This window comes from Longispora sp. NPDC051575 (genome assembly GCF_040681875.1).
GTDB lineage: Bacteria > Actinomycetota > Actinomycetes > Mycobacteriales > Micromonosporaceae > Longispora.
Map to the genome: position 1 here is coordinate 611,461 of NZ_JBFAZP010000006.1, position 23,123 is coordinate 634,583.

The 23,123-nt window shown below is 72.9% G+C and carries 24 protein-coding genes; 13 read left to right on the top strand and 11 right to left on the bottom strand.

The window, feature by feature from the left end; genetic code table 11:
- The first annotated feature begins 32 nt into the window (after window positions 1-32).
- Entirely contained in the window at window positions 33-674 is a 642-nt protein-coding gene (locus AB0M43_RS20390) for a haloacid dehalogenase-like hydrolase (RefSeq protein WP_363726830.1), read from the top strand.
- Window positions 675-780: 106 nt separating this feature from the next.
- On the opposite strand, the gene AB0M43_RS20395 is transcribed toward AB0M43_RS20390, so the two are convergent.
- From AB0M43_RS20395 to AB0M43_RS20420, 6 genes are all read right to left on the bottom strand, one after another.
- A complete protein-coding gene (locus AB0M43_RS20395) occupies window positions 781-1,281 on the bottom strand; it encodes a DUF3592 domain-containing protein (RefSeq protein ID WP_363726832.1) in 501 nt (166 codons plus the stop codon).
- A 57-nt stretch (window positions 1,282-1,338) separates the two neighbouring features.
- A complete protein-coding gene (locus AB0M43_RS20400) occupies window positions 1,339-2,109 on the bottom strand; it encodes an alpha/beta hydrolase (protein WP_363726834.1) in 771 nt (256 codons plus the stop codon).
- A 104-nt stretch (window positions 2,110-2,213) separates the two neighbouring features.
- A complete protein-coding gene (locus AB0M43_RS20405) occupies window positions 2,214-2,600 on the bottom strand; it encodes a VOC family protein (RefSeq protein WP_363726836.1) in 387 nt (128 codons plus the stop codon).
- A gap of 169 nt (window positions 2,601-2,769) precedes the next feature.
- Complete coding sequence (locus tag AB0M43_RS20410) at window positions 2,770-3,372, bottom strand: hypothetical protein (protein ID WP_363726838.1); 603 nt, start codon at window positions 3,370-3,372, stop codon at window positions 2,770-2,772.
- Between the two features lies 1 nt (window position 3,373).
- Window positions 3,374-3,673: a hypothetical protein gene (locus tag AB0M43_RS20415; protein ID WP_363726840.1), complete on the bottom strand. Its 300-nt coding sequence runs from the start codon at window positions 3,671-3,673 to the stop codon at window positions 3,374-3,376.
- Window positions 3,674-3,725: 52 nt separating this feature from the next.
- Window positions 3,726-4,211 carry an 8-oxo-dGTP diphosphatase gene (locus AB0M43_RS20420; RefSeq protein ID WP_363726841.1) on the bottom strand — a complete coding sequence of 162 codons (486 nt, stop codon included), beginning with the start codon at window positions 4,209-4,211 and terminating at the stop codon, window positions 3,726-3,728.
- 252 nt (window positions 4,212-4,463) lie between these two features.
- Here AB0M43_RS20420 and AB0M43_RS20425 point away from each other — a divergent pair, with 252 nt between their 5' ends.
- Window positions 4,464-5,594 (top strand): DUF5931 domain-containing protein, encoded by a 1,131-nt coding sequence (locus AB0M43_RS20425; protein ID WP_363726843.1) that lies wholly within the window; start codon window positions 4,464-4,466, stop codon window positions 5,592-5,594.
- Here the strand turns inward: AB0M43_RS20425 and AB0M43_RS20430 are convergent.
- The 3 genes from AB0M43_RS20430 to asnB form a co-directional block, all read right to left on the bottom strand.
- Window positions 5,521-5,964, bottom strand: coding sequence for a hypothetical protein (locus tag AB0M43_RS20430; RefSeq protein WP_363726845.1), 444 nt, complete (start codon window positions 5,962-5,964; stop codon window positions 5,521-5,523). The genes AB0M43_RS20425 and AB0M43_RS20430 overlap by 74 nt on opposite strands.
- Before the next feature lie 157 nt (window positions 5,965-6,121).
- Window positions 6,122-6,733, bottom strand: a complete 612-nt coding sequence (locus AB0M43_RS20435; RefSeq protein WP_363727006.1) for a response regulator transcription factor — start codon at window positions 6,731-6,733, stop codon at window positions 6,122-6,124.
- Window positions 6,734-6,841: 108 nt separating this feature from the next.
- Window positions 6,842-8,785 (bottom strand): asparagine synthase (glutamine-hydrolyzing), encoded by a 1,944-nt coding sequence (gene asnB, locus AB0M43_RS20440; RefSeq protein WP_363726847.1) that lies wholly within the window; start codon window positions 8,783-8,785, stop codon window positions 6,842-6,844.
- Window positions 8,786-8,834: 49 nt separating this feature from the next.
- On the opposite strand from asnB, the gene AB0M43_RS20445 reads away from it, so the two are divergent.
- From AB0M43_RS20445 to AB0M43_RS20465, 5 genes are all read left to right on the top strand, one after another.
- Window positions 8,835-9,371 carry an XRE family transcriptional regulator gene (locus tag AB0M43_RS20445; protein ID WP_363727008.1) on the top strand — a complete coding sequence of 179 codons (537 nt, stop codon included), beginning with the start codon at window positions 8,835-8,837 and terminating at the stop codon, window positions 9,369-9,371.
- A 310-nt stretch (window positions 9,372-9,681) separates the two neighbouring features.
- Window positions 9,682-10,797 carry an FAD-dependent oxidoreductase gene (locus tag AB0M43_RS20450; RefSeq protein ID WP_363726850.1) on the top strand — a complete coding sequence of 372 codons (1,116 nt, stop codon included), beginning with the start codon at window positions 9,682-9,684 and terminating at the stop codon, window positions 10,795-10,797.
- Window positions 10,794-12,689, top strand: a complete 1,896-nt coding sequence (locus AB0M43_RS20455) for a 2Fe-2S iron-sulfur cluster-binding protein (RefSeq protein WP_363726851.1) — start codon at window positions 10,794-10,796, stop codon at window positions 12,687-12,689. Before AB0M43_RS20450 ends, AB0M43_RS20455 begins: the two co-directional genes overlap by 4 nt.
- On the top strand, window positions 12,686-13,594 hold the full coding sequence (locus AB0M43_RS20460; RefSeq protein ID WP_363726853.1) for a dihydrodipicolinate synthase family protein: 909 nt from the start codon (window positions 12,686-12,688) through the stop codon (window positions 13,592-13,594). The genes AB0M43_RS20455 and AB0M43_RS20460 overlap by 4 nt, the downstream gene beginning before the upstream one ends.
- A gap of 34 nt (window positions 13,595-13,628) precedes the next feature.
- Window positions 13,629-14,621, top strand: a complete 993-nt coding sequence (locus AB0M43_RS20465; RefSeq protein WP_363726855.1) for a proline racemase family protein — start codon at window positions 13,629-13,631, stop codon at window positions 14,619-14,621.
- Between the two features lie 48 nt (window positions 14,622-14,669).
- Here the strand turns inward: AB0M43_RS20465 and AB0M43_RS20470 are convergent, their stop codons facing one another.
- Window positions 14,670-15,599, bottom strand: coding sequence for an FUSC family protein (locus tag AB0M43_RS20470; protein WP_363726857.1), 930 nt, complete (start codon window positions 15,597-15,599; stop codon window positions 14,670-14,672).
- Complete coding sequence (locus AB0M43_RS20475) at window positions 15,596-16,252, bottom strand: potassium channel family protein (RefSeq protein WP_363726859.1); 657 nt, start codon at window positions 16,250-16,252, stop codon at window positions 15,596-15,598. Before AB0M43_RS20475 ends, AB0M43_RS20470 begins: the two co-directional genes overlap by 4 nt.
- Before the next feature lie 288 nt (window positions 16,253-16,540).
- Between AB0M43_RS20475 and AB0M43_RS20480 the strand changes: the two genes are divergently transcribed.
- From AB0M43_RS20480 to AB0M43_RS20505, 6 genes are all read left to right on the top strand, one after another.
- Window positions 16,541-17,197: an ABC transporter ATP-binding protein gene (locus AB0M43_RS20480; protein WP_363726861.1), complete on the top strand. Its 657-nt coding sequence runs from the start codon at window positions 16,541-16,543 to the stop codon at window positions 17,195-17,197.
- Complete coding sequence (locus AB0M43_RS20485; protein WP_363726862.1) at window positions 17,197-19,338, top strand: YhgE/Pip domain-containing protein; 2,142 nt, start codon at window positions 17,197-17,199, stop codon at window positions 19,336-19,338. The genes AB0M43_RS20480 and AB0M43_RS20485 overlap by 1 nt, the downstream gene beginning before the upstream one ends.
- An 8-nt stretch (window positions 19,339-19,346) precedes the next feature.
- The gene (locus AB0M43_RS20490; protein ID WP_363726864.1) at window positions 19,347-19,922 is read left to right on the top strand and encodes a TetR/AcrR family transcriptional regulator; all 576 of its coding nucleotides are present in this window, start codon (window positions 19,347-19,349) and stop codon (window positions 19,920-19,922) included.
- A gap of 132 nt (window positions 19,923-20,054) precedes the next feature.
- Entirely contained in the window at window positions 20,055-21,503 is a 1,449-nt protein-coding gene (locus AB0M43_RS20495) for an aminopeptidase P family protein (protein ID WP_363726866.1), read from the top strand.
- A 171-nt stretch (window positions 21,504-21,674) separates the two neighbouring features.
- Complete coding sequence (locus tag AB0M43_RS20500; RefSeq protein WP_363726868.1) at window positions 21,675-22,193, top strand: YidB family protein; 519 nt, start codon at window positions 21,675-21,677, stop codon at window positions 22,191-22,193.
- Between the two features lie 171 nt (window positions 22,194-22,364).
- Window positions 22,365-23,123: a BTAD domain-containing putative transcriptional regulator gene (locus tag AB0M43_RS20505; RefSeq protein WP_363726870.1), complete on the top strand. Its 759-nt coding sequence runs from the start codon at window positions 22,365-22,367 to the stop codon at window positions 23,121-23,123.

The window sequence follows — 23,123 nt, forward strand, 5'->3', positions numbered from 1 at the left end:
GCGCGGCGCAGGGCGCGGCTGGCAACCGTAAGGTGCGGCACAGGGACGGGGCCGCCGGGGTGCCCGCGCTGGTCGCGTTCGACCTGGACGGGACGCTGACCCGGGGGCCGAGCTGCCTGGAGAGCATCGCCGCCGCGAACGGTTTCGCCGAGCGGATGGCCGTCTGGGAGACGTCGCGGACCGAGGCGGAGATCCGCGCCGCCCGGACCGGGGTGTGGCCGATCCTCACCGGGCTGGCCCCCGACCGGATCACCGGGCCGCTCGGGGACATCCCGCTCGCGCCCGGGGTGTTCGAGGGGCTGGCGGCGTTGCGCGCGGCGGGCGTACCCGTCGTGATCGTGTCCCTGACCTTCACGCTGACGGTGTCGTGGTTCGCGGAACGCTTCGGGGTCGTCGACTTCATCGGCACCCGGCCGCACGGGCGCGGCTTCCGGCACGTGTTCCCGTGGACGAAGCCGGTGCTGCTGGCGGAGTTCGCGGCCCGGCGGGGCATCGCGATGGCGGATGTCGCGGCGGTCGGGGACAGCCGGGGTGACGTGCCGATGCTGCGCGCCGTGGGCCGGTCGGTGTTCGTCGGGCCGACCCTGCCCGAGGACCTGACCCCGACCTGGCACCTGCCGGACGCCTCGATCGCGACGATCACGTCCCTCCTACTGCCCGACCACAACCCCTAGACGGGTACCGGGAAGCCGGCCGGTCACCTACTCCGGGCGCCAGCGGGGCCGGTCGTGTGTCGGCTTCCCCGACCACCACTCAGGGGAGGCAGCTGGCCCGGCCCGCTCAGCAGCCGGGGAAATCCGCCGGGAGGTTCGGCGGGCAGTCGGCGGTCTCCGCTGCGGGGAACAACGAGAACATGCTCCCCGCGAGGAAGAAGAACACCAACAGCATCGCCAGTGTGACCAGGCCGAAGATGATCGCCGCCGTCCCGGCCGCGCCGCCGCCAGCGGCCGGTTCGACCCGGGACGGATTCTCCGGGTCGTAGACGACCTCCATCGTCGAGCCCACGATGGCCGAGGTCGGCCGGTGCGACGTCGTGCCCGTGACCTCCGTCCCGCTGTCGGTCCTGAAGCGGACCACGGGGCTGAAGAAGAGCCTGCCGCCCGCGCCCGAGGTCATCTGGTTGTCCACGACGGTCGCGGTCGCCGGCCGACCGGAGCTGCGGAACTGGCGCGCCCGGCGACGCGAGCGCAGGCCGAAGCCGATCGCCAGCAGCGGCACGGCCAGCATCACCAAGGCGACGGCGACGAAAGCGACGACGAACGCGGTCGGAGGGTTCTCCATGTGGTGATGGTAGGAGGACCTCCCGGTTCCCGCTGCCCCGCTCCTGGTGGGGGCCATTCAGTCTCCGGGGGCCGCCAGGATCGTGCGGACCAGGCGGGCCGGCTCCTCCAGGTGCACGTCGTGGCCCGCCGGCAGGGACACCGTCTCCAGGAGGGGCACGTCACCGGCCAGCTCGTTCAGTACCCGGAGAATGGTCGTCCTGCGGGCCGCCATGGCGCCGACCAGGGGCTCGGGCAGATGCTGGTCGTAGACGCAGCGGTCCCCGGCGACGGTCAACAGGGGGCTACGGGTGGCGCGGAGCGTGCCCCACACGTCCAGTTCCGCGATGGCGTCGAGGAGGCGCGCGAACTCCGGGTCACCGTCCGCCGCCAGCTCGGCCTTGAAGCCGGTGACCGCCGCGTGCGCCGCCCGCGCCTCGTCCTCCGGGAGGTCGAAGTCCGCCGGGCTCCGGGGCGCGCCGAAGCCCTCGACGTTCACCGCCAGCGGGCATTCGGGGTGCCGGGAGGCCCACAGGGCCGCGAGCATGCCGCCGAGGGAGTGGCCGACGATCGTGGGCCGGTCGAGCTCCAGCTGGTCGACCACCGCGCACAGGTCCGCGTACGCGCCGTCCCAGGTCCACGGGGCCCGGCCCGACCGGCCGTGTCCGCGCAGGTCGATGGCGAGGACCCGGCGGCCGGCATTCTGGAAGTGGGGCACGACCCAGCGCCAGTCCTCCAGGGAGCGCCCGCCGCCGTGCAGGAGCACCACGTCGGGGCCGTCGCCGCGGAAGTCCCGGACCGCGATCGGCACCTCGGCCGCGACGGCGGTGTCACGGAAAAGCTCAGCCATCGAGTCATGTTCACACCCGCGATGGGCCGAGAGCCAATTGTTACCAACCATTGCACTTTTACGGTGGGCAATTTCTTCCGCTGTCCACTCTGGAGCAATCTGGGTCAGGCGGCGTGCTGGATGAGGTCCCACTTGTTGCCGTACAGGTCCTCGAACACGGCGACGGTGCCGTACCCCTCGCGGCGTGGTTCTTCGAGGAACCTCACGCCCGCGGCGGTCATCCGGGCGTGGTCGGCGTCGAAGTCGTCGGAGTAGAGGAACAGGCCGACCCGGCCGCCGGTCTGGTCGCCGATCCTCGCGGACTGTTCCGGGGTGGCGGCCTCGGCGAGGAGGAGGCCCGTCCGGGCGCCGGGCGGGGTGACGACGACCCAGCGTTTGCCGTCGGGGAGGGCGAAGTCGGCGGTGAGGTCGAAGCCGACGGAGTCCACGTAGAAGGCGATGGCCTCGTCGTAGGCGCGCACGACGAGGGTCACGAGTCCGAGATGAGCCATGTCCCGATCATGCCGTGCGGGGGCGGTGGTGCGCAGGTCGACCGTGGGGGTTCGGGGCCGTGGTGGTCGACGTCGGACTCCGCTGGTCTGGGTCGGCGGGCGCCGCGCTGCCCCAGGCCGGGCGGGCCGAGCGGGACGGGGCCGGGCTCAGCCGATCCGGGGCGCTCGCTCAGCGGAGGAGGAAGTCCGGGACGTGGTAGCGGTTCTTCACCAGGCGCGACGCCATCCCCCGCCGGTCCGCGTCGCTCCCCCACCGGAAGTCCAACGCGTTGGCCAGCCGGTTCACCGTGTTGAACAGGAACCCGACATACAGCCCGTCGAGGATCGCGGTGTCCGACACCCCCGCCGCCCGCACGACCCGCACATCCTGCGGCCGCACCGCGTCCGGCTCCAGGGTCACCTTCTCCAGCAGCCCGAACATCGCGGCCACCTTCGGCGGGAACCCGCCGTCCCGCCAGTGCCCGAGCCGGTCGACCCCGGCGTCCCCGCCGAGGATCATCTCGCTGGTCCGCTCGTGCACGCCGACGCAGAACCCGCACAGGTTGAGCCGGGACACGAACGCCCCGAACAGCTCCCGCTCCCCCTCGCTCCACTCCGACGGCCCGCGCATCGCCGACTCCACGAACCGCAGCCACGGCCGGCCGAACAGCTCGGGCCGGTACAGCGTCACCTTCGCCACCGGGTCCACCTGGGTCCGGGACACGAGCCGCATCACCCGCAGCGCCAGGCGTTGGCGCGGCCGGTGCCCCTGGTCGAGGACCCTGAGGCGCACGTCAGTCCGCTTCCCGCACCGCGCGCAGTCCGGCGTCGAGCCGCTGGGTGGCCGCCCCGACCGCGGCGGCGAGGGTCATCTCGAAGATCGCGTCCTCGGTGCACCCGGCGGCCAACAAGTCCTCAACATCAAGATCCGTCATCTGGTACGACTCCTCGCGCACCCGGGCCACGTACGCCGCCCACAGCTCGGGCAGCCGGATGTCGTAGTGCGCGGCGTCGCGGACGGCGGGGTCGGTGGCGCCGGGCGACTCCAGCACCGCGTACCGCAGGTCCATGACCTCCAGGGCATGCTGATCCATCGGACCCCCCATCGCCACCTGTGACGTTACGCTCGGTGACTCCGGGGCGGGGCTAGATCCGCTGGTAACTCCACGAGACCATCTCCCCGTCCGCGTACGGCATCACGCCGTGGAACTGGCGCGGGTCCTCGTCGAAGACCATGGGGAGCCATTCGTGGTCGCTGTCCCACATGGGGAAGTCGCGGAGGTCGGCCAGCGGTATCCATTCGAGGGTGCCTTCCTCGTTGCCGCCGTGATGTTCCCCGGTGAAGGTGTCGGCGCGGAAGATGTAGCAGAGTTCGGCCTGGCCGTCGGGGCGGAAGTTGGGCCAGAGGATGGTGCCTCGGAGGGTGAGGTCGCCGAGGGTGAGGCCGGATTCCTCGGTGGTTTCGCGGCGGATGCAGGTGACGGGGTCCTCGCCGGGTTCGAGGTGGCCGCCGATACCCACGTATTTGCCGCCGTGGGTGTCCTGGTCGAGCTTGTCGCGGTGCATGAGGAGGACGGATCGGGCGTCCGGGGAGAGGATGTAGACGGTGGTCACGAGGACGGCTGTTTGCATTCCCGAGTTTGGCATGGGGCGGGGGCGCGGGCTGGTTGCTGCTTCCTGGCGTGGCATGCGGGCGGGGAGGCCGGTGGGGTTGGGTTCGGAGGGAGAAGAGCCTTTGACTCCCTCCGAACCCAACCCCACCGGCCTGTGTTCGTACGGGGTGGTGGGGCGGGGCGGGTGGTGGTGCGGGGCGGGTGGCTGGGTGCGGGCTGTCCGGGGCTCGGGTGGGCTGACGTTGGGCCGGGTGGGTGGCACGATGGGCGCGTGAAGACGCTGGGGTTCGCGACGCCGCTGTGGCGCGCGCTGATCGCGTACCGCGTGATCCTGCTGGGCTACGCCGCGATGCAGACCGTGCACTACTGGCCGGTGTACACCGACCGGCGGCTCGCCCTCGGCGTGTTCGTCGTGATGGTGCTGTGGACGGTCGCGATGACCGCCGCCAACGCGGTCGACCGGGGGCGGCGGTGGGCGGTGTGCCTGGCCGACCTGGCCGTGAGCGCCGTACTCCTGCTGGGCACCTTCTACGTCCTCGACGGCGGCGACCCGGACGCGACGGTCACCGGCCCGTGGGTGTCCGCGTCGGTGCTGGCCTGCGCGATCCTCGGCGGCCCGTGGCGCGGCATGGCGGCCAGCCTGGTGATCATCGTGATCACGATGGTGCTGCCGGGCGTCCCGCCGAGCCAGAACACCCTGTACGACGTCGTGATGCTCCTGATGGGCGGCGGCGTCGTCGGCCTGGTGTCCCAGCTGCTCCGGGAAGCCGAGTGGCGGATGACCCTGATGACGGAGCGGGAGGCGGCCGTCAACGAACGCGAACGGCTCGCCCGGATCGTGCACGACGGCGTCCTCCAGGTCCTCACCCTCGTGCACCGCAGGGGCCCCGACCTGGGCCCGGACGGGGCGGAGATCGCCCGGCTGGCCGGCGAGCAGGAGGCGGCCCTGCGCGGGCTGGTCCTCGGCGTGCACGGGCCGGTGGCCCCGGGCGGGGAGGCGGACCTGTGCGCGCTGCTCACCGGTTTCGCGTCCACCCAGGTGTCGGTCTCGGGCCCGGCCGGTCCGGTCCTGCTGCCGTCGGACCGGGCCACGGAACTCGTCGCCGCCGTCGGCGCCGCGCTGGACAACGTCACCCGGCACGCCGGCCCCGGGGCCCGGGCCTGGGTGACGGTCGAGGAGGAGCGCGCCGACGTGCTGGTGTCGGTCCGCGACGACGGGCTGGGCGCGACCGCCGAGCAGGTGGACCGGGCGGCGGCGGCCGGCCGGTTGGGGGTCGCGCAGTCGATGCGCGGGCGGGCCGAGGGCCTCGGCGGGACGATGTCCCTGGTCACGGCCCCGGATCAGGGGACCGAAATCGAGTTCCGCGTGCCGCGTCGCGCCGAGCGGTCACCTCGAACGTGACCCAGCCGACGAGCAGGTAGCCGACGCCGGCCACGTACGCCGGCACCAGCTGCGACACCTCGGACACCGGCGACAGCCGCGCCAGCTCCCACAGCCGCAGCCAGTCGGCGCCGAAGTAGATCGCCACGGTCAGGACCGGGCCGAGCAGGGCGACGGCGGCCGGACCGCGCACCTTCAGGAGCCGGAGCGCGATCCAGCTGACCAGGATGGTGACCGGCACCGCGAGGACGAGGGTCGTGAGCAACGTGCCCAGGCAGCCGAAACCCTCCATCTCGCACGGGATCAGCGTGCCGACGCCCCAGCCGCCGACGAACCAGAGCACCACCGCGCCGATGCCGACGGCGGCGCAGGTCGCGAGCTGCCGGATCACCGGGACACCCCGGAGGAGGGGGTCGGGTCGTTGTCGGCCATGAGGTCGAAGGTACCCAGGTTCCGGGGCGGGCACGCCCGATCGGGGGTGCCACGCGCTGCGCTGCTCATCGGTCCAGCCTCGCGGAACCGGTCGGCGGACGCCTGAGCCCCCGTACTCAGTCGTAGAGGTCGTTCTCGATCGCGTACCGGACGAGTTCGACGCGGTTGTGCAGTTGGAGCTTGGTGAGGGTGTTCTGCACGTGGTTCTGCACGGTGCGGTGCGACAGCACGAGGCGCTCGGCGATCTGCCGGTAGCTGAGGCCCTTGGCGACGAACCGGAGCACCTCGGTCTCCCGGTCGGTGAGCTGCGGCCCACCCGCCGAGAGCTGCTTGTACTCCCCCAGGATCAGCGCCGCCAGCCCCGGCGAGAACACGGCCTCCCCGGCGGCGGTGGCCCGGACCGCCTCCAGGAACTCGGCGGTGTGCGCCGACTTGAGCAGGTAGCCCAGGGCGCCGGCCTTCACCGCGTCCAGCACGGCCTGGCGCTCGTCCACGGCGGACAGCATCATGATCCGGATCTCGGGATCGACGGCGAGCAGGCCGCGCACCACGTCCACCCCGGACAGGTCGGGCAGTTGCAGGTCCAGGACGGCGACCTGCGGGCGGACGGCCGGGGCGATCCTGACCGCCTGGCGGCCCTCGCCGCAGGCGGCGACGACGTCGTAGCCGGCGGCGGTGAGGTCGCGGGACACGCCGTCGCGCCACATGGGATGGTCGTCGACCACCATGACCCGGATCACCGGCCGGCCCCCTGACGGAGCGCGGCACGGTCGGCCCGGAACCCGGTCGGGCAGGACCCGGGCCCGCGCCGACCGGCCGCGCTGAGTGTCATCGGGCTACGCGACGACCCGGTCGACCCGGGGCTTCAGCTTGAGCTGGGAGGCGTTGTGGCCGATGCCCGGGTCGAGGGTGTGGTCGACGTAGATCGCGTACCAGAGGCAGAAGACCAGGATCGTCCACACCTTGCGGCTCTGGTCGCCCTCGCCGGCCCGGTGCGCGTCGAGCAGGCGCTGCGCGTAGCCGAGGTCGACGAGGCTGCCGGCGCCCGAGGACGCGAAGATGTCCTTGGCCCACTGGTACATCTCGGTCTTCAGCCAGACCCGGATCGGGGTGGGGAAGCCGAGCTTGACCCGGTTGACGATCTCCGGCGGGACGACCCCGCGCAGGGCCTGGCGGAGCGCGTACTTCGTGTCGGTGGAGCGCGGCGGGAGCTTCAGGTCCACCGGCAGGTCGGCGGCGGCGGCGAACACCTCGTAGTCGAGGAACGGGACGCGGACCTCCAGCGAGTTGGCCATCGACATCCGGTCCGCCTTGACGAGGATGTCGCCGCGCAGCCAGGTGTACAGGTCGATGTACTGCATCTTCGTCACGTCGTCGAGGTGCGCGGCCTCGGTGTAGATCCCGTCGGTGACGTCGGTGTAGCGCACGGCCGGGTCGTAGCGGCGCATCAGGTCGCGCTTCTCGTCCTCGGTGAAGATCTTCGCGTTGCCGTAGTACCGCTCGGTCAGGGGCGTCGTACCCCGCTCCAGGAAGCTCTTGCCCTTCACGCCCTCGGGGATCACCTTCGAGACGGCGCGCAGGCCCTTCTGCACCCCGTCGGGCAGGCCCGTGATGGAGCGCAGGGACAGCGGCTCGCGGTAGATCGTGTAGCCGCCGAAGAACTCGTCGGAGCCCTCGCCGGACAGGGACACCGTGACGTGCTCGCTGGCGAGCTTGGCGACGTAGTAGAGCGGGACGAGCGCGGGGTCGGCGACCGGGTCGTCGAGGTGCCAGACGATCTTCGGCAGCGCGTCCATCATCATCTGGGCGGTCACGACCACCGGGTAGGTCTTCACGCCCAGGTGCCGGGCGGAGTCCTGCGCGACGTCGAGCTCCGAGTAGCCCTCGACGTCGAGCGCCGCGGTGAAGGTCAGGATGTTCGGGTTGAACTCCCGGGCCAGCGCGACGACGGCCGTGGAGTCGATGCCGCTGGACAGGAACGCGCCGACCGGCACGTCCGAGCGCATGTGGATCCGGACGCTCTCCCGCAGGGCCTCGCGGATCTGCGCGTACTTGCGCTCGGTGTCGGTGACCGGGGTCGGGCGGAACTCCGCCTTCCAGTACCGCATGACCTCCATCGAGCCGCCCGGCTGGTACGTGAAGCACTCGCCCGAGCCGAGCCGGGAGATGCCCTTCGTCATGGTGCCGGGCTCCGGCACGTACTGCAGGGTCAGGTAGTGCGACAGGTTCGCCCCGTCGATGCCCGCGTCCCCGTTGCGGGCGGCGGCCGAGAAGGGCATGAGCGCCTTCTTCTCACTCGCCGCGTACAGCCCGTCCTCGGTGAGGGTGTAGAACAGCGGCTTGATGCCGAACGGGTCGCGCGCGCCGAACGCCGTCTTCGACTGGGTGTCCCAGATCAGGAACGCGAACATGCCGCGGAGCTTCTTGACGGCCTGCGGGCCCCAGTAGTGGTACGCCGCGACGATGGTCTCCGAGTCGCCGTCCGTGCGGAACTCCGCGCCGAACTGCTTGACCAGCTCCTCGCGCAGCTCGATGTAGTTGTAGATCTCGCCGTTGAAGGTCATCACGTACCGGTCGTGGTCGTACCAGATCGGCTGGTGGCTCTTCTCCACGTCGATGATCGACAGGCGCTGGAAGCCGAGCAGGACGTCGTGCCCGGCCCGGGTGACCTCGGTCTCGTCCGGGCCACGGTGCTGAATCGTGTCCAGGGCCGCGGTGAACGCCGCCTGCTGCAGGGGTGCCGCTCCGAGAGCGCTGACGAAGGTGAGCAGTCCACACATGCTCCCTATCCTGTCACGGCGTCCCGCTACGCTGCTGAGCGTGTCCACGATGCAAGCCGTCCTCGCCGCGAACCTGCGCACCCTGCGCGCCGCCCGCAACATCTCCCTGTCGGAGCTGAGCAGACGCTCCGGCATCGGCAAGGCGACGCTGTCCCAGCTGGAGGGGCCCGGCGGGAACCCGACGATCGAGACCCTGTTCTCGTTGTCGCGCGCCCTGGACGTCCCGGTTTCGGCACTGGTCAGCGAGGCCGAGCGCAGCGCGATCGCCCTGGTCAGGGCCGGTGAGGGCACGAAGATCAGCGGGGCGGCGGTCGAGCTGCGGCTGCTGCACCGGCTCGACGCCGGAAGAACGATCATCGAGGTGTACGAGCAGCGGGTGCGCCCCGGGGCCGTCCAGCACTCGGAGGGGCACCCGGGGCTGGAGCACATCCACGTGGTGTCCGGGGTGCTGCGGGTGGGGCCGCCGAACGATCCGTTCGAGCTGCGGGCCGGTGACTATGTGTGCTTTTCTGCGAGCATTCCGCACAGCTACGAGGCGGTGGACGGGCCCGTGCTGTCGACCTTGATCCTCCAGCACTCCTCTTAGTGGGTGGGGCCCGCTGAGGGCGACGATCCGCGCGTTGTCGGCACGTCCGGTATGCGGACGCACCTCCGCCTTCGGCTCCCGGCCCTCAGCGGGCCAAGACGTCAGATCAAGAACAGAAGCGATCCCAGGCCCTGAGGGCGAAGTTGTCGCTTTGCGCGTCCGGGTGGTCCCCGCGTCCCATAAGTTGGCGTATGGCCGTCGCCCGCGCGCACGGGTGACCGGACGCCCGTCGGCCGGTAATATTTGACGTAGTACATGTGACAGGCATACTGTGTCGAACGCAGCGTTCGGTGTAGCGAACAGGAGAACGGTGAACAGCGACGTCGTCATCATCGGGGCCGGCATCATCGGCGCCGCGACGGCGTATGAGCTGGCCCGGCTCGGGCTGTCCGTCACCGTCGTCGACCGGGGCGCGCTCGCCGGGGGCACCACGTCCGGCGGCGAGGGCAACCTCCTCGTCTCCGACAAGCCGCCCGGCCCGGAGCTGGACCTGGCCCGCGACTCCCTGACCCGCTGGCACGCCCTCGACCTCGGCCCGGAGGTCGAACTCGAGGACAAGGGCGGCATCCTCGTCGCCCGCACCCCCGAGGCCGCCACCGCGCTCGGACACCTGACGAAGACCCACCGCGAGGTCGGGGTCGACGCCCGCGACATCACCGCCGACGAACTCGCCGACCGTGAACCGCACCTCACCCGCGACGTCGCCGGCGCCGCGCACTACCCGCAGGACTGCCAGGTCCAGCCCGTGCTCGCCACGGCCGCCCTGCTCACCGCCGCCCGCCGCCTCGGCGCGGTCCTGCTGACCGGGGCCGCGGTCACCGGGATCGAGCCGGGGCGCGCGGTGCACACCACCCTCGGCACGCTCTCCACCGCGCGGGTCGTCGTCGCCGCCGGCCCCTGGTCGGGCGCCGTCGCCGCGCTCGCGGGGGCCGACCTGCCCATCCAGCCCCGGCGCGGCATGGTCCTGGTCACCGCCCCGGTGCCCGCGCTCGTGCGCCACAAGGTCTACGACGCCAGCTACCTCGCCGCCGTCGCCAGCGACGACGCGGGGCTCCAGGCGTCGGCGGTCGTCGAGGGCACCCCGGCCGGCCCGATCCTGATCGGCTCCACCCGCGAACGGATCGGCTTCGACGCGACCATCCGGGTGGCGGCGCTGCGGGTGCTCGCCCAGGGCGCGGTCTCCCTTTTCCCGACCCTTTCGGGGGTACGCGTGATGCGCGCCTACGGCGGCTTCCGGCCGTACGCCCCCGACCACCTGCCCGTGATCGGCGAGGACCCCCGGCACCCGGGGCTGTGGTACGCGACCGGGCACGAGGGCGCGGGCATCGGCCTGGCCCCGGCCACCGGCGCGCTGCTCGCGGCCCTGATGACCGGCGGCACCCCGACCGTCGACCCGGCCCCCTTCGCCCCCGGGAGGTTCGCGTGACACGGATCCCGAACGATCCCGTCGGGGTGGACGCCGCGGCGGTGACCGTCACCGTGGACGGTGCGCCCGTGGTCGCCCGGGACGGCGAGTCCGTCGCCGCGACCCTGATCGCCGACGGTCGGGCCGCCTGGCGGAGCACCCGGTTCGGCGGGAGGCCCCGGGGCGTGTTCTGCGGGATCGGGGCGTGCTTCGACTGCCTGGTCACCGTGAACGACGAACCGGACGTGCGGGCCTGCCTGCGCTCGGTCTCCGACGGCGACGCGATCCGGACCCACTCCGGCCAGGCCACCACTCCGCAGGTCGCCGGCACCCCGGCGGCCTCTGCCCCCTCGCACTCCGACAGCGCAGCCCCTCCTGCCGTGTCGACCGCGGTCGGACCGGACACGGCGTCGAGCGGCTCCCCCGCGCTCGGCCACACCGTCGTCGTGGTCGGGGCCGGGCCGGCCGGGCTGCACGCCGCGCTCGCCGCCGCCGACGCCGGGGCCCGCGTCCTGCTGCTGGACGCCCACGCCCGGCCCGGTGGGCAGTACCACCGGCAGTTGCCGGGGAGCTTCCGGGCCGCGCACCCCGAACGGGCGCACCCCGACCAGCGGGCCGCCGCCGACCTGATCGCCCGGATCGTCGCGCACAGCCGGATCGAGCACCGGACGAACACCACGGTCTGGGCCGCCGAGCCCGCGTCCGGCCGGCCGGACGGGCACCCCGGACACGTGCTGCACCTGCTCACCGACGGCCGGTCCGGCGGCGCGGTCACCGCGCCCACGGTGGTGCTCGCGACGGGCGCGTACGACCGGGCCGTGCCGTTCCCCGGCTGGGACCTGCCCGGGGTGTACACCGCCGGGGCCGCCCAGGCGCTGGTCAAGGGGCAGCGGGTCCGGCCGGGCGCGCGGATGCTCGTCGGCGGGACGGGGCCGTTCCTGTTGCCGGTCGCGGCGGGGCTGCTGGCCGCCGGCGTACACCTCGAAGGGGTTCTGGAGGCCAACCGGATCGCCGGCGGCTGGCTGCGGCGGCCGGCCGATCTCCTGCGGGTCCCCGCGAAGCTGGCCGAGGCGGCGCGCTACAACGCCGTCCTGGCCCGGCACGGCACCCTCGTCCGCTACGGGCAGGCCATCGTCGCCGTGCACGGCACCGACCGGGTGGAGGCCGCCACCGTCGCGAAGCTCCGTCCGGACTGGACGGTCGCGTCGACCCGCACGGTCGTGGTGGACGCGGTCGCGGTCGGCTACGGCTTCACCCCGCAACTGGAGCTGGCCACGGCCCTGGGCTGCGAGGTCGGCGAGGTCAGCGAGGCTTTCGACCGCACCGACGGAACGACCGTCACCGGGACCCCGGGCCAGGCCGCCGCGCGGACCACGGGCCGGAGCACTGGCCGGACCGCCGCCCGGACCTCGGCCCAGGGCTCCGGCCAGGCCTTCGTCCGGGTCGACGCCACCCAGCGCACCACCGTCCCCGGCGTCTACGCGGCCGGCGAGCTCACCGGGATCGGCGGCGCGGCACTGTCCGCCGCCGAGGGCCGCCTCGCCGGGCTGGCCGCCGCCGGGGCCGCCCCCGACCCGGCCGCCGCGAGGCAGCGGGCCACCCACACCCGGTTCGCGGCGGCACTCGACGCCGTGTACCCGGTGCGGCCCGGCTGGCGGACCTGGCTCGACGAAGACACCCTGGTCTGCCGGTGCGAGGAGGTCACGTGCGGCACGCTGCGCGCGGCCCTCGCCGACCAGGTCACCGGCCTGCGCACCCTCAAGTTGTGCACCCGGGCCGGCCTGGGCTGGTGCCAGGGCCGGGTCTGCGGCCGCAACGTCGCGGACCTGGCGGGGCTGCCACCCGCCGACCACCGACCCATCGCAACCCCCATCACCCTCGGCGACCTCGCCTCAGCAAAGGACCCCTCATGACCACGGATCTGCGCGGCGTCATTGTCGCCACCACCCTGCCCTACGTCTCCGACGCCTCCGCCCCGGCCGGACTGCGGGTCGACCACGACGCGTACGCCGAGCACTGCGCGTGGCTCGTCGCGAACGGCTGCCGGGGCGTGACGCCGAACGGGTCGCTCGGCGAGTACTCGTCCCTCACCGACGAGGAGCGCGCGCAGGTCGTCCGCACCGCCGTGGCCGCGGTCGGCACCAACGGGGTCGTGGTGGCCGGCGTGTCCGCCCCGGGTTCGCACCAGGCGCGGCTGTGGACCGAGCAGGCCGCCGAGGCCGGGGCGCACGGCGTGCTCGCCCTGCCCCCGACCATGTACCGGGCGAACCGTTCCGAGGTCGTCGCGCACTTCGCCGAGATCGCGAAGGTCGGGCTGCCCGTGATGGTCTACAACAACCCGATCGACACGAAGGTCGACCTGACGCCCTCGGTACTCGCCGAGATCGCCACCCTCGACAACATCGTCGCGGTGAAGGAGTTCTCGGGCGACGTCCGCCGGGTCCTGGAGATCCGCGAGGCGGCCCCCGGGCTCGACGTGGTGTCCGGCGCCGACGACGTGGTCCTGGAGAGCCTGCTGATGGGCGCCGTCGGCTGGCTGGCCGGCTTCCCGAACGTGTTCCCGAAGGAGTCGGTGGAGCTGTACCAGCTCGCGACCGCGGGCGACGTGGCCGGCGCCCGGGCGATCTACGAGCCGCTGGTGGCCGCGTTCCGCTGGGACTCGCGGACCGAGTTCGTGCAGGCCATCAAGCTGGGCCAGGAGCTCGTCGGGCGGGTCGGCGGGGCGTGCCGGCCGCCGCGCGGGCCGCTGGACGAGACCCAGACCGCCCAGGTGAAGGCCGACATGGACAAGGCGATCTCGTACCTGGCGCAGCGATGAGCGCGGGCGGGCTGAGCGGAATGGGGTTCGTCGCGTGAACTTCTCCCGGTACCTGACCGCCGTCGACTCGCACACCGAGGGCATGCCCACCCGGGTGATCACCGGCGGGATGGGCGTGATCCCGGGCGCGACGATGGCGGAACGCCGTACCCATTTCATCGAGAACCTGGACCACATCCGGCAGTTCCTGGTGAACGAGCCGCGCGGCCACGCCGCCATGTCGGGTGCGATCCTGCAGCCCCCGACCCGGCCCGACGCCGACTTCGGGGTGCTGTTCATCGAGGTGTCCGGCTGCCTGCCGATGTGCGGGCACGGCACGATCGGCGTGGCGACGGTCCTGGTCGAGACCGGCATGGTGCCCGTCACCGAGCCGGTCACCACGGTCCGGCTGGACACGCCGGCCGGCCTGGTCGTCGCCTCGGTGGCGGTCCGCGACGGCCGGGTGGAGTCGGTCACGTTCACCAACGTGCCCGCGTTCTCGGTGGCCCTGGACGCCACGGTCGACGTCCCCGGCTACGGCGAGGTCCGCTACGACCTGGCGTACGGCGGCAACTTCTACGCCATCGTCCAGCTCGACGAACTGGGCCTGCCGTTCGAGCGCTCCGCCAAGGAGGAGCTGCTGCGGGCCGGCCTGGCGATCATGGGCGCGATCCCGCCGCCGACCCACCCGCTGCTGCCGACGATGGCGGGCGTGCACCACGTGTACCTGGCCGCGCCCGGCTCCGACGCGAAGCACTCCCGGCACGCGATGGCCATCCACCCCGGGTGGTTCGACCGGTCGCCGTGCGGCACGGGCACGTCCGCGCGGATGGCGTCGCTGTGGGCGCGCGGGGAACTGGCGCTCGGCGAGGACTTCGTCAACGAGTCCTACATCGGGACCCGGTTCATCGGCCGGCTGGTCGAGGAGACGACCGTCGGGGGGTACCCGGCGGTGGTGCCGACCGTGACGGGGCGGGCGTGGATCACGGGGATGGCGCAGTACCTCCTCGACCCGCGCGACCCGTTCCCCACGGGCTTCGAGCTGTAACGCACCGTCTCCGGTGGCCGGCGCCCGACCCGCGCCGGCCACCACGGATCAGGCGTCGTCCCGGTCGAACAGTCCCGCGACCCACGGGAGCAGAAAACACGCGGCGAGGACGGCGACGCCGCCGATCACGGTGAGCCCCAGCCGGAGGAGGGCCGTGGACTCCCCGCTGTCGTGGCCGCCGACGAGCAGGACGATGGACATGGTCAGCAGGGCGCTCTTGAGGGCGTAGTTGCGGGCGGCCCCGACGGAGGCCACGCTGAAGACCAGGCCGAGGCCGACAAGCACCTCGTTGTTCGTGATCACCGAGGCGGTCACGGCGGCGGCGACCGCACCGAGGGTACTGCCGAGGATCCTGGCGACCGCCCGTTCCCTGGAGGCCTCCAGGGAGGGCTGGACGACCATCAGAACCGTCAACGCCACCCAGTAGCCGTGCGGCACGCCGGCGGCGGACGTCACCAGCGTCGCCGGGCCGGTGAGCAGTGCCAGCACGAGTCCGAACACGACGGCTCCCCGCAACGGGGACACCTCGTCGGGTGCCGGTGGGGGCAGTGGGAGCCTGCCGAGCAGGACCAGGCCGTATCCGGTGCCGGCGAACACGGCGACGCCCAGCCCCAGGGCATGCCCGGGCGGGGCGGGGGCGTGCAGGACGACCGCCGCGACAGGTACGAGCACGGCGGCGCTGTGCAGCCCCCAGTGTGCCGACAGCCCCGCCGCGAACGTGGCCAGCGCGACGAGTGCCGCCAACACCCACGGGTGCCCTCCGACGAGGCTGGCGAGGGTCACGACCCCGGCCGCGCAGGCGCCGGTGAGCACCGCCACCCGGGGCGGGTGCCGGAGCCGGACGGGTCCGAACAGCACGGCGCCGAGGAGGAACCCGACCGCGATGTCCGTGGCCGCCAGGCGGGCGAGCGCGGCCGTGGGCAGCACCAGCAGAACCAGCAGCGCGACCACGGCGCCCGCGCCCCGCAGCGCGCTCAAGGCTCGTCCCGGCTGGGGTCGGAGGTGTCGGGGGTCCGGTAGCCCGAGACGACCCTGGCCACGACGGACACCAGGTACAGCTGCCCCACCAGTGCCTCGGTGACCGCGACCGCGCGGGCGACGTCACAGCCGGGCGTGATGTCCCCGTATCCGATGGTGGTCAGGGTGATGACGCTGAAGTACAGCGCCGTCGACAGGTCCGGCGGCCCCTGGACACCGTGGAGGTAGCCGTCGACGAACTGGCCGGCGACCTGGTGCACGGCGCCGAACAGGAGGGCCAGCAGGAGGTACACGGACAACACACCGCGCAGGGTCGCGCCGTCGACGGCCCTGGACGTCAGGGCCGCCTGCCCCACGGCGACGATCATTCCGGCGACCAGCAGCGTCGTCGCGGACCCGGCGAGGACCGCGTGGGCCCGTTCGCTTCCCGACAGCCCCACCAGGACGGTCGCCGCGCACAGCACGACGCCGAGTCCGAGCGCCGCGCCGGCCCAGCCCTGGCTCGCTCTGCGGGCCCGCACCGTGACGGCCAGCAGCGCGCCCAGGATCGCCACCCGCACGGGCGCCGACGCGTTCTCGCCCGGTCCGAGGATGACCAGTACGTAGGTGGCGATGATCCCGAGCAGCACGTAGCGCGATCCCAGGGTTCTCACCGCCCGACCTCCGGGGTGCGGAGGCGCGCACCGGGAGTTCGGCGCGCCGACCGCCGCACCGTCATCCCACCAGTGTCGACGAGCGCGCGGGCGACGCGGGCCGAATGCGCGTTTGCCGGCGCCGGACGCCTCCCGGGGGCAGGGATCCGGATGAACGGCACATTCATATGTCAAGGGCACAACGGTGACGTGGCGGTAGCCCATGACTATCGTCACTCGGCTGGACAGGAACCTCCGCCCCCACATACCTTGGTTTTTGTACTGACCGGTCAGTTCAAGGAGTGTGCGGTGGAGCCCGAGACCGAGGAGACCGCGGTCCCCCAGGACGTGGACGAGTCCGGGGTCGTCGAGGAGGCCGAGGGCATCGTCGAGCGCGCCCCGCTGCCCGTCGTCTCCGCGCACAACCTCGGCCTGCGCACCGGCCGGGGCTGGGTGTTCCGGGACGTGACCGTGTCCGTGCACCCCGGCGAGCTGATCTGCGTCGCCGGTCCGGCCGCGAGCGGGCGCAGTTCGCTGCTGCTGGCGTTGGCCGGGCGGTTCACGACCAACCACGGCACCCTGACGCTGCCGAAACAGCATTGGAAACACCTCGCTCTGGGGTACGTGCCGGGGGTGCACGAGCCCGAGCCCGCGCTGACCGTCGGCGAGCACTTCCGCGAGCGCCGGGTGCTCCTCGGGCGCCGGGGCGAGCGGAACACCGACCGCACCCTGGCCCGGGACCTGTCCCCGTTCCAGCGGCACGTGCTCTGCCTGGAGCTGGCGCTGCTCGGCCGGCCCCGGGTCATCGTCGTCGACGACGTGGACACCGCGCTGACCGGCGAGGAGCAGGCGGCGTTCTGGGGCATGGTGCGCGAGGTCGCCGACGCGGGGACCGCCGTCGTCGCCGTCAGCCGCGAGCCGTCGCCCGTGGCCGACCACGTTCTCACCCTCACCAAGGAGAAGTGATGTTCACGCTGGCGAGGTTCGAGCTGCGCCGGTTCATGCGCGCCCGGCTCACCCGGGCCGCCATGGTCGTGCTGATGCTGGTGCCCCTGCTGTACGGGGCGCTGTACCTGTGGGCCTTCTGGGACCCGTACGGGCAGCTCAAGCGGATTCCCGTCGCGATCGTGAACTCCGATGTGCGGGCCGGGGACGTCGACGCCGGGGCCGACCTGCAGAAGACCCTGATCGACCGGCAGGTCTTCGGCTGGAAGGTCACCGACGCGAAGGACGCGGCGAAGGGGCTCGACGACGGCACGTACCACCTGGTGTTCACGATTCCGAAGGACTTCTCCGCGTCGCTGAACTCGCCGTCGGACACCGCCTCGGCCCCGCGCCGGGGGGAGCTGTCCGTGGTCACCAACGACGCGACGAACTACCTGTCGGGGATGCTGGCGCGCTCGGCGTTCACGGAGATCCGGGCGGGGGCGAGCGGGAAGACGACGAAGAAGTACCTGGACAAGATGTTGTTGAGTGTCTCGGAACTCAAGGCCGGCATCGGGGACGCGGCCGACGGCGCGGGGCGGCTGGACGACGGTTCCGGCAGGCTCAGCGACGGGGCGAGCAAGCTCGACGGCGGGCTGGGCACGGCGCACGCCGGCAGCAGCCAGCTCGCCGAGGGCTTGGCCAGCGCGAACTCTGGGGCCAAGAGGATCACCGACGGCCTGGTGACCCTGAACGCCGGTACCGGTCAGCTCGCCGACGGCACGACGAAGCTCGCGGCCGGCAACCGGGCGCTGGCCACGAAGCTGTCCGGGGCGGCCGACACGGTCGAGCCGTTCCTCCGCGAGCACGGCGGGGACCTGGCCACGGCGGCCGGCGCGGTCGCCGACGGGGCGGAGCTGATCGCGAACAAGCTCGACACCCTGCCGAACCTCGTCACGGACGCGACCACCCAGGCGGGGGCCGTCCAGCGCAACGTCGTCAAGCTCGGCGAGGAGAAGCCGGAGCTGAAGTCCGACTCCACCTACGTCGCCGCGCTCGACTCCGCCAACAAGACCGTGGACGCCGCGAAGGCCGTGCAGTCGGCGGTGAACACCGACCCGGGGGCGTTCACGGCGCTGAAGACGAAGCTGCGCGACGTGGCCACGAAGGCGCGCGCGCTCCAGCAGGCCGCCCCGCACCTCGCCGACGACGTGGCCGGCGCCCGGGCGTCCGTCAACGCGCTGGCCACCGCGTCCGAGCAGATCGCCACCGGGGCCACCCAGATCCACACCGGGGTGACCAGCGCGACCGGGGCCATGAAGGAACTCTCCGGCGGCCTCTACCGGCTGTCCACCGGCGCCCGGCAGCTCGACTCCGGGGTCGGCACCCTGTCCGGCGGCGCGTCCGAGCTGGCCGGCGGCCTGGTCACCCTGCACGACGGGGCCGGCAAGCTCGCCACCGGGCTGACGGACGCCGAAGGGAGGATCCCGGGGTACGACGCCGACGCGCGCGCCCAGCGCTCCGACATCATGGGCGACCCGGTGGCCCTGCAGCGCTCCGCGAAGAACGCGGCGGCCACGTACGGGGTCGGCTTCTCGCCGTACTTCATCGCCCTGGCCCTGTGGGTGGGCGCGATGCTCGCGTACATGCTGCTGCGGCCCGTGAACTCCCGGCACCTGGCGTCCGGCGCGCCCGCCTGGCGGGTGGCCCTCGCGGGCTGGCTGCCCGGGTTCGCCGTGGGGCTGGTGCAGGGCACGGTGCTGCTCGCGGTGCTGCACTTCGCGCTGGGGCTGGACCTGGTGCGGCCGTGGGCGGCGGTCGGGCTGCTGGTGCTGACCGTGGGCGCGTTCACCGCGATCCTGCAACTGATCGGCGCGAAGCTCGGCGCGGCCGGCCGGGTGCTGGCCCTGATGCTGCTGATGGTGCAGCTCACGTCGTCGGGCGGCACGTACCCGATCGAGACGTCGCCGGCGTTCCTGCGCGCGCTGCACCCGTACCTGCCGATGACCTATGTCGTGCGGGGTCTGCGGCACCTGATCAACGGCGGCGCGGCCGGTCCGGTGTGGCAGGCTGTGTTCGTGCTGATCGCCTTCACCGCCGGGGCGCTGGGGCTGACCACCCTGGTGCTGCGCCGGTCGCGGCGGCTCACCCCGAGCAAACTGCACCCCGACCTCCAGATGTGAGAGCGACGATGGGCCGACGCGAGTCCACCCGGCAACGCCTGTTCGACGCGGCGGTCACGCTGATCGCCGAGCGGGGCTACTCCGCGACCACCGTGGACGACATCGCGGCCGCCGCCGGGGTCGCCAAGGGCACCGTGTACTACAACTTCACCTCCAAGCCGGTGCTGTTCACCGAGCTGCTCCGGTACGGGCTGGGCGCGCTGACGGCCGAGCTGCGGGCCGCCGCCGAGGGGCTGTCGGGGCCGGACGGGGTGCACGCGGTGGCGACGGCCCAGCTGCGCTACATCCAGCGGTACCAGGAGTTCGCCCAGCTCCTGATGGCGGAGATGTGGCGGACGAACCGGGAGTGGACGCCCACCCTGCACGCGCTGCGGGACGAGGCGGTCACGGCGATCGCCGAGGTGATCCAGCGCGGGGTGGACGCGGGCGAGTTCGACAAGCGGGTCGATGTCCGGTTCGGGGCGTCCGCCCTGTTCGGGGTGGTGCTGGCGGTCGCACTGGACTGGCTCGTGCACTCGCCGGACCGGGCGCTGGAGGACGTCCGCGAGGACCTGATGATGATCGTGGACGCGCGGCTGCGGTGACATCGGCGGGGCGGCGCGGGCCTGACAGCACGTGTGTCGCAAAGTACCGAACAACTGTTATGAAGCAGTGGAACATTACCGGCCCGTAAGGGGTACCTTGGCTCTAGCCGTACTACCGCGAGGAGCCCCCAGATGACCGAAGAGCGCCCCGAGGGTGAGCGCAGCCACGACCCGATGTTCCCGGAGAAGTTCCTGGAGTTCATGCGGACCGGCTGGGCGGAATCCCCTCTGAACGTGCTCGCCCTCCCCCAGTCGGCGCACCACGCGCGCCGGCGGGACCAGCTGTCCGCCGCCTTCCCCGGCGAGAACCTGGTCGTCCCGACCGGGCGCGAGCAGGTCCGGGCCAACGACACCGACTACCCCTTCCGCCCGGGCAGCGACTTCATGTGGCTCACCGGCGAGCACGACCCCGAGTCGGTGCTGATCCTGCACCCGACCGCCACGGGCCACGACGCGGTGCTGTACGTGCGGCCCCGCTCGCCCAAGGACACCGACGCCTTCTTCCGCAACGCCCAGCACGGCGAGCTGTGGGTGGGCCGCCGGCAGACCCTGGCGGAGAAGACCACCGAGCTGGGCCTGCCGACGGCCGACCTGGCGGACCTGCCGAAGGCCCTGGCCGACCTGGCCCCGGGGCGGACCCGGGTGCTGCGCGGCTACGACGCCGCCGTCGACGGCGCGGTGCTGGTCACCGACGCCGCCCGCGACGCGGAGCTGGCCAAGGTGCTCTCCGAGCTGCGGCTCGTCAAGGACGCGTGGGAGATCGCGCAGCTCCAGGACGCGATCGACGCCACGGTGCGCGGCTTCGAGGACGTCACCCGGATCCTGCCGGCCGACCGGGCCGTGTCCGAGCGCTTGCTCGACGGCGTGTTCGCGCTCCGGGCCCGCCACGACGGCAACGACGTGGGCTACGGCTCGATCGTCGGCAACGGCGCGCACGCCACGATCCTGCACTGGACCCGCAACAACGGCCGGACGCAGCCGGGCGACCTGCTGCTGATGGACATGGGCGTCGAGAACAACAACCTCTACACCGCCGACGTCACGCGTACGTTGCCGGTGTCCGGCCGGTTCACGGACCTCCAGCGCGCCGTCTACGACGTGGTGTACGCGTCGCAGCAGGCCGGGATCGACGCCGTCAAGCCGGGCGTGGAGTACAAGGAGATCCGGGACACCTGCAACCGGGTGCTCGCCGAGGGCCTGGGCGACCTCGGGGTGCTGCCGGGTTCCGTGGAGGAGGCGCTCAGCGCGGACGCGCAGTACTTCCGCCGGTGGACCCTGCACGGCTTCGGCCACATGCTGGGCCTCGACGTGCACGACTGCGCGCACGCCAGCAAGGAGATGTACACCGACGGCAAGCTCGACACCGGCTACGTGCTGACCGTCGAGCCGGGGCTGTACTTCCAGGCGGAGGACGAGCTGGTCCCCGCCGAGCTGCGCGGGATCGGCGTCCGGATCGAGGACGACATCCAGGTCACCGAGAACGGCTCCGTCAACCTGTCGGCCGGGCTGCCCCGGACCGCCGCCGAGGTGGAGTCGTGGATGGCCGCCCAGCGCGAGGCGGGCCCCCGCCTGCCGGGCTAGACCGCACCGCGTCCGGCCACCGCGCCGGGCTGGTCCCGGCCCCGCGGCCGGGCCGATCGGGCGCTGCGACACGACGCCCCGGGAGCACGCTCCCGGGGCGTTTCGCATGTCCGCTGCACCCGTACGGCCTAGGGTCGGTAGGCGGCATTTCACTCGAACCTGGAGCAACCCATGGACCTGCAGCAAATCCTGAAGAACCCGATGACCCAGCAGATCATCCTCGCGCTGGTCACGAAGCTGCTCGCCGGCAAGCTCGGCGGCGCGGCGAACGGGGCGGCGCCGGCGGCGGCCGGGCCGGGCGGGATCGACCTCGGCGGCATCCTCGGCAGCGTGCTGGGTGGCGGCTCCGGGGGCAGTGGCGGCGGCATCGACCTGGGCAAGATCCTCGGCGGGGTACTGGGCGGCAGCGGCGGCAAGGGGCTCGTCGGCCAGCTCGACGCGGCCGGCCTGGGCAACCAGCTCCAGTCCTGGATCGGCACCGGTGCCAACGAGCCCCTGGACGCCCAGAAGCTCACCGACGCCCTCGGCCCGGACACGGTCAACGAGATCGCCGCCGAGACGGGTGCGACGCCCGAGCAGGTCAGCGACACGCTCAGCCAGGTCGTGCCGGCGCTCGTCGACGAATCCAGCCCGAACGGGCAGCTCGACCCGGCCGCGCTCCAGGCCACCCTGGCCAAGTTCCTCGGCTGACCCCGGTCGGAGTGCCCGCCGGGGTGCGGCCGGATACCCGGGCCGGACGCCGGTCAGCGAGTCCGGGCACGGTCCCGCCACGGCCTGAGACGGTTCCAAGACGCTTCTGAGACGGCGGCGGCCCCGGGACTCCGTACGGTGGCGCGAGTACACCTCGCCACTGGAGGCCCCGTGTCCGCCGTACGCCTCGAACTGTTCGGTCGGGTCGCCGCCTGGGACGGCCCCGCCGAGGTGCCGCTCGGCCCGGCCCGGCAGCGCGCCGTACTCGGCCTGATCGCGCTCGGCGGCGGCCGGCCGGTCCGGGTCGCGGAGCTGGTGGACACCCTGTGGCCGGCCGATCCGCCCCGGTGCGCCCGCAACGTGGTGCACACGTACGTGCGGCGGCTGCGGCGGGCGCTGGAACCGGACCGGGTGCGGTGGACGCCGAGCGCGGTCCTGCCGAGCGTGCCGGGCACGGACGCGTACGCCCTGGGGCTCGGCGACCGCGACGTGGACGTGTGGCTGTTCCGGCACCTGGTCCGCGAGGCGCGCGCCGCGAGAACGGCCGGCCCGGGGGATCCCGGCCGGGTGCTGGAACTGTGCGCGCGGGCCCTGGACCTGTGCCGGGCCCCGGTGCTCGCCGAACTCGCGCACTGCCCGGCCGTCGCGGGCCTGGACGCGGACCGCCAACTCGTCCTGGGCTGGTACGCGGCCGCCGCCATCGCCGCCGGTACCCCCGGAGAGGCTCTCGCCCTTGTGGAGCGTGACGCCCGGGACCGGCCGCTCGACGAGGGCGCGCAGGCCCGGCTGATCGGGGTGCTGCACGCCCTGGGCCAGCGCGCGGCGGGCGTCGCCGTCTACCGCCGGGCCCGGGTGGCCCTCCGCCGCGAACTCGGGGTGGCGCCGGGCGACCTGCTGGAGGACGCCCGGCTCCTGCTCACCCGGTGCTGA

What these genes read in the sequence shown, in the direction of transcription:
- AB0M43_RS20405 (WP_363726836.1), bottom strand. Translation starts at nt 2,600, where the DNA reads ATGGCTCATCTCGGACTCGTGACCCTCGTCGTGCGCGCCTACGACGAG.
- AB0M43_RS20435 (WP_363727006.1), bottom strand. Translation starts at nt 6,733, where the DNA reads ATGGTGGTCGACGACCATCCCATGTGGCGCGACGGCGTGTCCCGCGAC.
- AB0M43_RS20445 (WP_363727008.1), top strand. Translation starts at nt 8,835, where the DNA reads ATGCAAGCCGTCCTCGCCGCGAACCTGCGCACCCTGCGCGCCGCCCGC.
- AB0M43_RS20490 (WP_363726864.1), top strand. Translation starts at nt 19,347, where the DNA reads ATGGGCCGACGCGAGTCCACCCGGCAACGCCTGTTCGACGCGGCGGTC.
- AB0M43_RS20460 (WP_363726853.1), top strand. Translation starts at nt 12,686, where the DNA reads ATGACCACGGATCTGCGCGGCGTCATTGTCGCCACCACCCTGCCCTAC.
- AB0M43_RS20395 (WP_363726832.1), bottom strand. Translation starts at nt 1,281, where the DNA reads ATGGAGAACCCTCCGACCGCGTTCGTCGTCGCTTTCGTCGCCGTCGCC.
- AB0M43_RS20420 (WP_363726841.1), bottom strand. Translation starts at nt 4,211, where the DNA reads ATGCAAACAGCCGTCCTCGTGACCACCGTCTACATCCTCTCCCCGGAC.
- AB0M43_RS20415 (WP_363726840.1), bottom strand. Translation starts at nt 3,673, where the DNA reads ATGGATCAGCATGCCCTGGAGGTCATGGACCTGCGGTACGCGGTGCTG.
- AB0M43_RS20500 (WP_363726868.1), top strand. Translation starts at nt 21,675, where the DNA reads ATGGACCTGCAGCAAATCCTGAAGAACCCGATGACCCAGCAGATCATC.
- AB0M43_RS20485 (WP_363726862.1), top strand. Translation starts at nt 17,197, where the DNA reads ATGTTCACGCTGGCGAGGTTCGAGCTGCGCCGGTTCATGCGCGCCCGG.
- AB0M43_RS20495 (WP_363726866.1), top strand. Translation starts at nt 20,055, where the DNA reads ATGACCGAAGAGCGCCCCGAGGGTGAGCGCAGCCACGACCCGATGTTC.
- asnB (WP_363726847.1), bottom strand. Translation starts at nt 8,785, where the DNA reads ATGTGTGGACTGCTCACCTTCGTCAGCGCTCTCGGAGCGGCACCCCTG.
- AB0M43_RS20400 (WP_363726834.1), bottom strand. Translation starts at nt 2,109, where the DNA reads ATGGCTGAGCTTTTCCGTGACACCGCCGTCGCGGCCGAGGTGCCGATC.